Source organism: Streptomyces boncukensis, from assembly GCF_011045075.1.
In the GTDB taxonomy this organism is placed as follows: Bacteria; Actinomycetota; Actinomycetes; order Streptomycetales; family Streptomycetaceae; genus Streptomyces; species Streptomyces boncukensis.
Genome location: NZ_JAAKZZ010000318.1, coordinates 1 through 8,855 on the forward strand (window position 1 = coordinate 1; position 8,855 = coordinate 8,855).

Consider the following 8,855-nt stretch of genomic DNA (forward strand, 5'->3'; position numbering starts at 1 on the left):
TGTGTATAAGAGACAGGTACGGTCCGCACCGTCCGCATGCGCGGAAGCACGCACCGTCTCGCCCGTCTCGACCGCCTCCACGGCACCGCTGCCACCGTCCACGGCGACCACGGTGCCCGGCGGGAAGCGGTCCAGCGCCCCCGCGACGCCGACCGCCGTGGGGACCCCGTACTCACGCGCGAGCACCGCCAGATGGGACAGCGGGCTGCCGGTCTCCGCGACCAGACCGGAAAGCCGCGGCAGTACGCCCCCGAGCCCCGGGTCGAGCGTCCGCACGACCAGCACGGGGCGCTCGGCCGGCTCCCCTTCCGGTTGCCCGTTCCACACCGTGCCCATCCCGGAACCGCCGCCGGCACCCTGCCCCGCCCCCGCTCCCCTGCCTTCGGGGGCGGCCACCGGGCGGCCGTCGGCCAGCCGGAACATGGCGGGCAGCGGCGGCGTCCCGGCCCGCAGCACGCGCTCCGCGAAGCCGTCGGGCAGGACACCGGTACGGGAGCGCTCCAGCAGTTCGGGCCAGCTCAGGAGGGCGATGCGCTCGGGTGAGTCGAGCGCCCCCTCGGCGACCATCCGTACGCCCAGCTCCCACGCCATCGCCGCCTGCATCTCCTGCACCCAGCGGACACGCAGCCGCAGCGCCTCGCGCGGGGGCAGCGCGCCGACGCCGAGAGGAGTGCCCGTCCAGCCGGTCTCCCCCGGCAGCCGGTCGAGCACCGGCTCGGGCCCGGCGAGGGACGGCGGGACGAGCGCCAGCAGCACGGGGTTCCGCAGCAGCAGCTCGCTCTCCTCCAGACCGCGCCGCCGCCCCTCGGACAGCACGGCCAGCGCCTCGGAGGCGCCGGTGACGCCGCTGCCGGGCCCGAGCAAGGAGCCGGCCAGGGACTCCTGGGCATGCAGCGCGGACAGCGCCGCACGCCCCCAGTCGAGGGCGCTCAGCAGCTGACCGCCCAGCATCTCGTGCGGGGGCGGGAACTGGGCGAGCTGCCGATCCGTGTCCGCTGTCAGGTCCATGGCAAGTCCGGGCAGCGCGGCGCGCAACCTTCCGACCCGCCAGGCCGCGGAGAGCCGGCGTGCGCCGGGCGCGGGGTTGACGAAGTTGAGCACCGGGTGCGGGTGCGGCACGGCACCGAGCAGCCGCAGATCGGCGGCGGCCCGGCCCTCCACGGCGGTGGCCGCCGGCAGGCGGCGCAGCGTCCGGCGCGGTGCGGCACCCGCGATGTCCAGCGCCAGCGTCAGCCCGTGCGACAGGGGCTCCAGCCACAGATCCTCCTCCAGGGGCTGCAGCACCCCGGGGAACGTCTCGGCCACCGGCCCGGGCCCCAGCAGCCGCGACCCGCGCGGTACACGGGGCGCGGTGGCGGTGATGGGCCGCGACTGGAACAGCCACAGCCGCCCCTCCGCGTCGAACCCGAACTCCATGTCCTGCGGCCCGCCGAACACCTTCCTGGTGCGCCGGGCCAGCCGTGCCAGCACGCACAGCTGCCGCCCGCCGAGCAGGGCACGCGCCGTGCCCGTGCCCGCACCCTCCTCCTCGTCCCGCTGCGCGACCACCCGGCCACGCGGGGTGAGTTGATACAGCGTGCCCTGCGTGCTGCCGTCCACCAGCTGATCCGGCCCGCCGCGCACCGCGCTGACCAGCATCCGGTCAGCGCGCCCCGCGATCGGGTCGGCGCCGAACAGCACTCCGCCCACGGCGGCCCGCAGCATGGGCTGCACCAGCACGGCCATCCTGTCGCCCGGCTCGCCGTTCCCGGACGACTCTCTCTGACCCTCCGTCGAGGAGCCGACCACCGTCCGTACGGCGCGCAGAAACGCCTCCCACCCGCGCACGTCGAGCACCGACTCGAACTGCCCCGCCATGGACGACTCCGCGGTGTCCTCCAGCGCGGAGGAGGACCGCACGACGAGGCCCCGCCGCCCGTCCCGGCTCAGCACCCGCCACGCCTCCCGCACGGCGCGCTCCCCGCGCTCCCCTTCGCTCCGCACCAGAACGAACCCCGGCAGCACGGGCAGCCCCGCCGCGGCCGACCGGGCAAGATGGGCCGCCTTGGCCCCGGTGAGCGATGCGTCCTGCGCGCGCCGATCGCTGAGCGGGACGACGGACAAGGACAACAGATCAGGCTCCACATCGGCTCCCTTCCGCTGTCGGTCAAGACGCGCTCCGGCGACCGTGGGTTGACGCGAACACTCCGCTACGTGAACACCCGACCACGAAATACGGGACCTCTTTCCAACTCTCCCCCCGCAAACCCTCCACCGCACCCGGAACCTTCCGCCCGCCGCACCCGCTCACCCGCCGGACCAGCAGTTCCGACAGGCGCACGGGAGCGCAGTGGCGGCCAAGCCGACCCGGATGCCGTGCGGGGCAAGACGCTGGGCGAGGAAGCAGAAGGCCCGGTCGAGGGCCTGGCGGCGGTCGTGGTCCGCGGCCCTCGCGGTCGCGGTCAGCAGGCGGTCACGGGGTGCGGAATCCGCGGAAGGTCACGTGCTTGCGGGTCTCGAAGCCGAGCCGTTCGTAGCGGGCTGTCGCACCGGCGCCCTCTTCGGCGACGTGCAGGAAGGGGCGTTCGCCGCGAGCCGCGATGCGCGCAGCGAGCGCACTGACCAGGCAGGCGGCGTGGCCCCGCCCGCGCGCCTCGGGCGCGGTGCACACGGTGCTGATCTCCGCCTACCCCGGAGGGCGGAGCCGCTCGCCCGCCATGGCCACCAGGGTGCCGTTGTCGCGAATGCCGAGACAGGTGCCGAGCTCGTGGGTGCGCGGCCGGAACGGTCCCGGTCGGACCCGCGCGACCAGGTCGAGCATCTCAGGCACGCTGTCCGCCCCCACCCCGCCACCCGCTACACTGTGCGCGGTGGCGCAGCCCTCAACGGCGGCTCCACCACACGTACTGTCGGGTTGCCGACCGGTGGGATTCGTCCACATCCGGCCGATTTTCGGACGCGTTTCCCGACGGCCCCGGCCTTCACCGGCCTCCGTAGCTCAGGGGATAGAGCACCGCTCTCCTAAAGCGGGTGTCGCAGGTTCGAATCCTGCCGGGGGCACAGCAGAGCAGCAGGTCAGAGGCCCCTCTGCCCGAGTGGGCGGAGGGGCCTCCGGCGTGCGGCACACATATGGCACACATTCGCCTGTGCCCACTGTGCGGGGAGCTGTGCCCATGCCCACGAAAGACGAAGGGTGTGGCTCCTCTGAAGTGAGGTCGTCGGTCAGGGCCGTCGTTCGTAATTATGCTGGTCGGGCCGGGGGCAGAGGTGTTCGCGTTCCCTGTGGGTGTGGAAGATCCAGCGGTCCGGGAAATCACCGTTCCTGATGACGGTGCGGAGGGCGATGACGGCTTCGGCACCCGTGAAGGTCCAGCCAGCACACCGCCTCCCGCCCGGCAAGGTGCCCGGCCACCTCCACGACCCAAGCTGGCAGTTCCCCGATCGTCTCCCCGCGCAAAGGAGCCGCACCCCACCCCGATCGCGAACCAGGTCAACGCCTTGCGGCGCTTCAGCCCTCGACAGCCCGTTGGTCGACCTCAAACTCCGGGTCTCGTGCGTCTACGGCGGTTTCAAATTAAGCCCAGCATTTCCCCTCTGACGCTGCTACCCCTGGAATCCCATGTTCCAGTTTTCCAGCCGCAGCAGAAAGCTCTATCTGACCGAAAACGAAGGTATCTAAACACCGCGCTCTCACCTACTCTCCCGGAGGTCACAGTTCGCACGACCGTTCCATTGGTTCGATAAGCCCCTGGAGGTCGCAATGAAGCACGCCCGGAACAGGTTTGCGCAGTTAGGTTCCATCGCACTCCTGGTCACTGTCGCGGCAGCAGCCCCGGCATCCGCCGACGACCCCCCGAAGCCGCTCACCAGTCCAACTCAGGCGCAGAAGCTGGCGGACAGGCTCGGCGACGACCGGACCGGCGGCGTGTACTACGAGGACGGGCGTCTCGTGGTCACGGTCACCGACCAGGAGGCCGCGCAAACCGTCCGGAATGCAGGTGGAATCCCGAAGCTCGTGAAGCGCAGCACGGCGGAACTCACGGCTATCGGCGACGAGCTCGACGACTTGGGAACCATCAACAATACGGCGTGGGGCGCCGAGGCCAAGTCCAACCAGGTGCACGTCAAGATCTTCGACGAGGTACCCGCCGCTGGCCGGACCCGGATCGATAAGGTCGCTGCGGCTCACCCTGGCGCGATACGCATCGACCGAATCAGGAGCAAGCTGAAGTTCAAGGCCACCAGCCTCCGCGGCGGCAATGGAATCACGTCCTCCGGCTGGGTTTGCTCGGCCGGATTCAACACCAAGAGCTCATCGGGGGCGATCTACACACTCACCACCGGCCACTGCGTACCGGGCACCGGCAACACCTGGTACATGGACTGGAACGGTCAAAGGATCGGCAAGCAGACCTTTTACAGGAACGGCGGCGGTACCGACGGGTCCCCCTGGCGGTGTGCCGACTGCGCCACCATCCGAGCGAATGACCCCAACATCAAACCGCTCGGGACCGTCCGGTACTGGGGCGGCATCTACAAACAGATCACCAACTCCCGCTTCGCGGTCCAAGGGGAGGGCATCGATCGGATAGGCGTCTCCAGTCAAGACAAGACGGGCAAAATCACCATCGTCAAGGTGACCGTCACCATCGGCGGCAAGAAGATGAAGGGCATGCACGAGACGAACGCCTGCGCCCTGGGGGGCGACAGCGGCGGGCCCGCACTTCGCGGAAAGACGGCTCTGGGCCTTCTCTCCGGTGGCACCGACGAGACGGAGTGCAGTGACAGCTCCGATCACTCCGGTGTCTGGAACTACCTCGAACCAGTGCAGAGGGTGCTGAACGAGCGAGGACTTCACGTCTACTGACGGCGCGCCGTCCCCAGTCGTCGCAGCCGGTGAAACCCATCCTGGGCCAGCCGCGTCAGAACATCGGGACAACCACCACGTCGCTGTCTGTTCCGGAGGTAACGTGCGTATCAGGGCATCGAATACCACTGGCCGACTCGCCGTACTGGTCTTGTTCGTCGTCGGCTTGGGCGCCAGTTCCGGTTGTGGCAGCCAGGATGAGGGCATGGAGGCCGGCGGCGATATGACGAAGATCGCGCACCGTTCCCAGCAGGTCGCCGCGGCCTGGGACGGGTCAGATGCGGCTGCCGCGTGGCGTGCTGGCTACCACCCCATGGGGGACGTGGTCCAGGTGCCACGAGGCGGCCTGCGGAGCCAGGCCGATGAGCAAGCCTACGAGGACCGCAGCTTCGTCCTGCGAAGCAAGCTGCCCGCTACCCGGCCCAAGGACGGCCGGGTAGCGTGGGCTGGGGGTGAGACGCTCACCCGGCCGTTGGAGGGCGCAGACGAGTCGTACAAGGCCCTGGCCGGCGACCATGCCGGTGGTAGACCACATCTGACGGTGACCGGGGCGAAGCTGGGTGAGATGACCCTTGCCACCAGCCGCGGCCCGGCAGTAGTCCCAGCCTGGCAGTTCGCCCTGGACGGCTATGACTCTCCTCTGAAGCGGGCCGCCGTCAAACCCTCGAAACTCCCCCAGCCGCCGATCGGGAGGGCCCGCGACGTTCCAGGTTTTCCGCTCCACCACCTGACCCGGATCGCTGCGGATGGGCGCTCGGTGACCGTGGTTGCCCTTCATGGTGCCTGCGACGACGGCCCCGTGGTGGATGTGCTGGAGACGCGCGGCAGCGTGGTGCTGTCGGCCTCCGTCAAACACCGGAAGCACGAGGGGTACTGCACCAAGCAGGGGAAGCTACAGCAAGTGACGGTGAGGCTGGACCGCCCTCTGGGCGACCGCGTCCTGCTCGACGTGATCAACGGCCGACCAGTTCCCTACAAGCCGGATCACGGGCCCTCGCCGAGCTGGAGTTGAGCGAGACCTCCGTGACCACGGACTGGTAGTCAGTGCGGCCGCGAGTCCGGCACCGTGCGGTGGACGTACACATCCCGTAGGGGCATCCGAGTGCTGGCCTGGGGAAGCCGCTTGCGGGTGATCAAGGAACGAGATCGGGTGCGGCTCCTTTCCGGCGACGTTCGACCTGCGCGGTTACTGACCGGGGTTGGTTGCTCGTTCGTCGTGGTGTCCGGTGGCCGGGTTCCGGGGGTGGCTGCGATGGTGTCGTGGCTGGAGGAGATCGAGCGGCGGGAGGCTGCCACTCGGGGAAGATCGGGGAACTGCGCGCTCAGTTTGAGGAGGTGACCGCACGCCTCGCCGAGCAGGAGCGGTGCTGTCCCGTCTGGAGATCACCCAGGCCGATCGACGTCTCGGGTGGCATCCGACCACCCGTCTCGTCGGTGGCCGCCTCTTCGTAAGAGACGAGCGCGAGGTTCCCGAGGAGATCCAGGGGCTTGCCGAGGATGAGGTCGCCGATGCCATGGACGGGAACTTCCGGCGCAGGCGCTGAGCGCCATCCCAGCGGCTGCTCCGCACGCATCCGGCACACATCAGGCCGCAGCGCCGTCAGAGCGCTCCAAGTCGGCCACCGCCTCGGCAGCCTCGCGGGCCTTCCTCTCCGCCTTCTCCAGCTTGGCCTTCGCCTTCGCCAACTGCTTGGCACGGCGCTTGTGCATCTTCTTCGAGACCTCGTCGAGACGGTCCGGGAAGAGGTGGCCGTAGGTGTCCAGCGTCAGGGTCGCGGACTTGTGGCCGAGCATGGACTGCACGACATTGACGTCCGCGCCGCTGGCGATGGCGAGGGAGGCCGCCGTGTGCCGCAGTTTGTGCGGGGTGAGCTTGAGGTGCCCGAGACCGGCCTTGGTCACCGCCGGGGCGAAGAACCGCTGACGGAAGTTGCGGGCCCGCAGCGGTCCGCCCTGGGGAGAGGTGAACAGCAGCTCGCCGTCGTCCCGTCCCTCGACGTGCGGCTTCAGCTCCTCGGCGAGAAACCTCGGGATCGGCACGGACCGGCGCTCGTGGTTCTTGGGCGAGTCGAGGTAGAGCTTGCCGTTGTCTTCGACGTACGCCTCGACGATGTGTGCCCGGCAGGCATCGAGGTCGACGCGCCCCACCTTGAGCGCGGAAGCCTCGCCCCAGCGCAGGCCGGTGTACGCCAGCAGCAGGATGAAGACCCGGTATGCGCCCGCCGCGTCGGCGAGAGCCTCGACCTGCGGGTCGTCAAGGTAGACGTGGTCAGCCGGTACGGCCTTCGGCAAGGGGACACCGACGGCCGGGTTGAACGCGAGGCGGCGAGACTTGACCGCGAAGCCGAGGATCTGGCTGTGGATGACGTACGCCTTGCGCACTGACCGCGCGCTGAGCTTCCTGCCTCCCGTCGCCTCGCCGGACAGCATGTCGGCGAGCCATTCGGCGACGTCCTCGAACCGGATGCGGTCCAGAGGTGTCGTCCCCCACTTGGGGATCACGTGAACGTCGAGAACGCCTCGGTACCGGTTGCGCGTTGACCGTTTGAGGTGGACCTGCGCGGCCAACCAGGACTCCGCCACCTCGGCGAACTTCACACGGGCTGCCGCCGGGTCGCGGTAGGTGCCGTCAGCGAGACGGGACTCCACCCTCGTCCGCTCGGCCTCGGCGTCGACCTTCCGAGCCAGGGTCTTCATCTTCGGCTTGCCGTCAGGACCGTACCAGCGCACGCGGTAGCGCCCAGGCGGAGTCCGGCCCGCCTTCTTGGCCGCTGCCACCGCACGCGCGTACGCGGCGTGCCCGATGCGGTCCTCGATCCAGACCCGCGCCATCAGCCCTCCCTCCTCGGACCGTCGGCCCAGGCAGCGGTGGAGCCCGGTTCAGCGGCGAGGGTTTGGAGTAGATCTACAGGTGAGACCCCAAGGGCGTCGGCTATGGCCACGAGGTCGTCGACGTCGCAGCGTCGGCGGGTGCGTTCGATGCGGCTGAGGGCTGTGTGCGACAGGGTATGGCCGTTCCGGGCCACGCGGACGGCCAGTTCGCGCTGGCTGAGGCCGCTCCCCTCGCGGATCCGTGCGATCAGTCGGGCGGTACGGATTCCGGCAGAGCCAATTCCAAGAGGTCGTTTCGCCATGTAGGTGTTGTAGCTCGACATTGGCGTTTTCGGAAACCGCGAATCATGGTGTATAAGCCCGCGCACGCAGACCAGTGCCGGGCGCACACGGATTGTCGCGCCGCACGCTGCGCAGCCCGACGGTCTGCCACGAGCCGCATGCGGCGCAGCACAAGTTCCCTGTCCAGAGGCGTGGCGCAAGCTGTCCGCCGTCGGCGGCGAAACATAGCACCACATCGCCGGTTACCAAAACCGGCGTTCCTCCATACGCTTTTTACCACTTCGCACCACCCCCGTTTGGTGCGGCCGTGATTCCTCCGCACAATGACGCTCGCTTTCGCGGCGAACGTGTGGCTGTGTTGTCCACACCTCCGAACGGCTCCACTCAGAAGGGAAATCCGTGTCCCACAATTCCGCTTCCCCCAGCCGTCGCGCCCTGGCCAACCCGAAGGAGGTCGCCGACTACCTCGGAGTGCCAGTCCCCACCCTCTATCAGTGGAAGTACCGGGGCATCGGCCCGCAGGTCCACAAGGTCGGCAAGCACCTGCGCTACCGCTGGGCCGAGGTCGACGCCTGGCTGGACCACGACGTGGACCTGGCTTCCTGAACCCCTGGGAGCAGGCGAGCGGCCTCCAGCGCGCCAACGCCGGAGGCCGCAGGCTCCCCGACGTGTCACCCATTGCTGAACGTTTGACCTGGTGGAGCCGGGACCTCGCACGTCTCTGCCCCACCGAGTGAGGAGCGTCCGTATGAACGACTCTATCTCTCCGAACCCTGCGCAGGCAGTGTCGCAAGGTGCCCCGCCGACAACAAGGACCGCACCGCAGGTCGAGTGGCCTCCAGTGGCGGTCCCCGGTCAGGGCCGCCGGTCAGCCAGCCCGGACAGGGGTGGGGAC

7 protein-coding genes, 1 tRNA gene and 1 pseudogene are annotated in these 8,855 nt (G+C 69.3%); 5 read left to right on the plus strand and 4 right to left on the minus strand.

The genetic code is table 11. The annotated features are described in order from the left end of the window. Both G5C65_RS24995 and G5C65_RS25000 read right to left on the minus strand, forming a co-directional pair. The coding region (locus G5C65_RS24995) for a PEP/pyruvate-binding domain-containing protein (RefSeq protein WP_338146643.1) at positions 1 to 2,124 on the minus strand (2,124 nt) is incomplete at its 3' end. Between the two features lie 328 nt (positions 2,125 to 2,452). Then, positions 2,453 to 2,824 (minus strand): annotated as a pseudogene (locus G5C65_RS25000) (GNAT family N-acetyltransferase); the annotation flags it as partial. Positions 2,825 to 2,966: 142 nt separating this feature from the next. Here G5C65_RS25000 and G5C65_RS25005 point away from each other — a divergent pair. From G5C65_RS25005 to G5C65_RS25020, 4 genes are all read left to right on the plus strand, one after another. After that, a tRNA-Arg gene (locus G5C65_RS25005) sits at positions 2,967 to 3,039 on the plus strand. Between the two features lie 700 nt (positions 3,040 to 3,739). After that, on the plus strand, positions 3,740 to 4,846 hold the full coding sequence (locus tag G5C65_RS25010) for a S1 family peptidase (RefSeq protein WP_165301182.1): 1,107 nt from the start codon (positions 3,740 to 3,742) through the stop codon (positions 4,844 to 4,846). A 103-nt stretch (positions 4,847 to 4,949) separates the two neighbouring features. Continuing rightward, the gene (locus G5C65_RS25015; protein ID WP_338146644.1) at positions 4,950 to 5,858 is read left to right on the plus strand and encodes a hypothetical protein; all 909 of its coding nucleotides are present in this window, start codon (positions 4,950 to 4,952) and stop codon (positions 5,856 to 5,858) included. Between the two features lie 352 nt (positions 5,859 to 6,210). Next, positions 6,211 to 6,390, plus strand: a complete 180-nt coding sequence (locus G5C65_RS25020) for a hypothetical protein (protein WP_165301181.1) — start codon at positions 6,211 to 6,213, stop codon at positions 6,388 to 6,390. A 40-nt stretch (positions 6,391 to 6,430) separates the two neighbouring features. On the opposite strand, the gene G5C65_RS25025 is transcribed toward G5C65_RS25020, so the two are convergent. Both G5C65_RS25025 and G5C65_RS40500 read right to left on the minus strand, forming a co-directional pair. Then, positions 6,431 to 7,678 (minus strand): tyrosine-type recombinase/integrase, encoded by a 1,248-nt coding sequence (locus G5C65_RS25025; protein ID WP_165301183.1) that lies wholly within the window; start codon positions 7,676 to 7,678, stop codon positions 6,431 to 6,433. Beyond that, positions 7,678 to 8,196, minus strand: a complete 519-nt coding sequence (locus G5C65_RS40500) for a helix-turn-helix domain-containing protein (protein WP_338146645.1) — start codon at positions 8,194 to 8,196, stop codon at positions 7,678 to 7,680. The genes G5C65_RS25025 and G5C65_RS40500 overlap by 1 nt, the downstream gene beginning before the upstream one ends. 163 nt (positions 8,197 to 8,359) lie before the next feature. Here G5C65_RS40500 and G5C65_RS25035 point away from each other — a divergent pair, with 163 nt between their 5' ends. Next, complete coding sequence (locus G5C65_RS25035; RefSeq protein WP_165301184.1) at positions 8,360 to 8,566, plus strand: helix-turn-helix domain-containing protein; 207 nt, start codon at positions 8,360 to 8,362, stop codon at positions 8,564 to 8,566. The last annotated feature ends 289 nt before the right edge of the window (positions 8,567 to 8,855 follow it).

Coding starts and splice junctions, on each gene's coding strand:
- G5C65_RS25010 (WP_165301182.1), top strand. CDS start 3,740: ATGAAGCACGCCCGGAACAGGTTTGCGCAGTTAGGTTCCATCGCACTC.
- G5C65_RS25025 (WP_165301183.1), bottom strand. CDS start 7,678: ATGGCGCGGGTCTGGATCGAGGACCGCATCGGGCACGCCGCGTACGCG.
- G5C65_RS40500 (WP_338146645.1), bottom strand. CDS start 8,196: ATGTGGTGCTATGTTTCGCCGCCGACGGCGGACAGCTTGCGCCACGCC.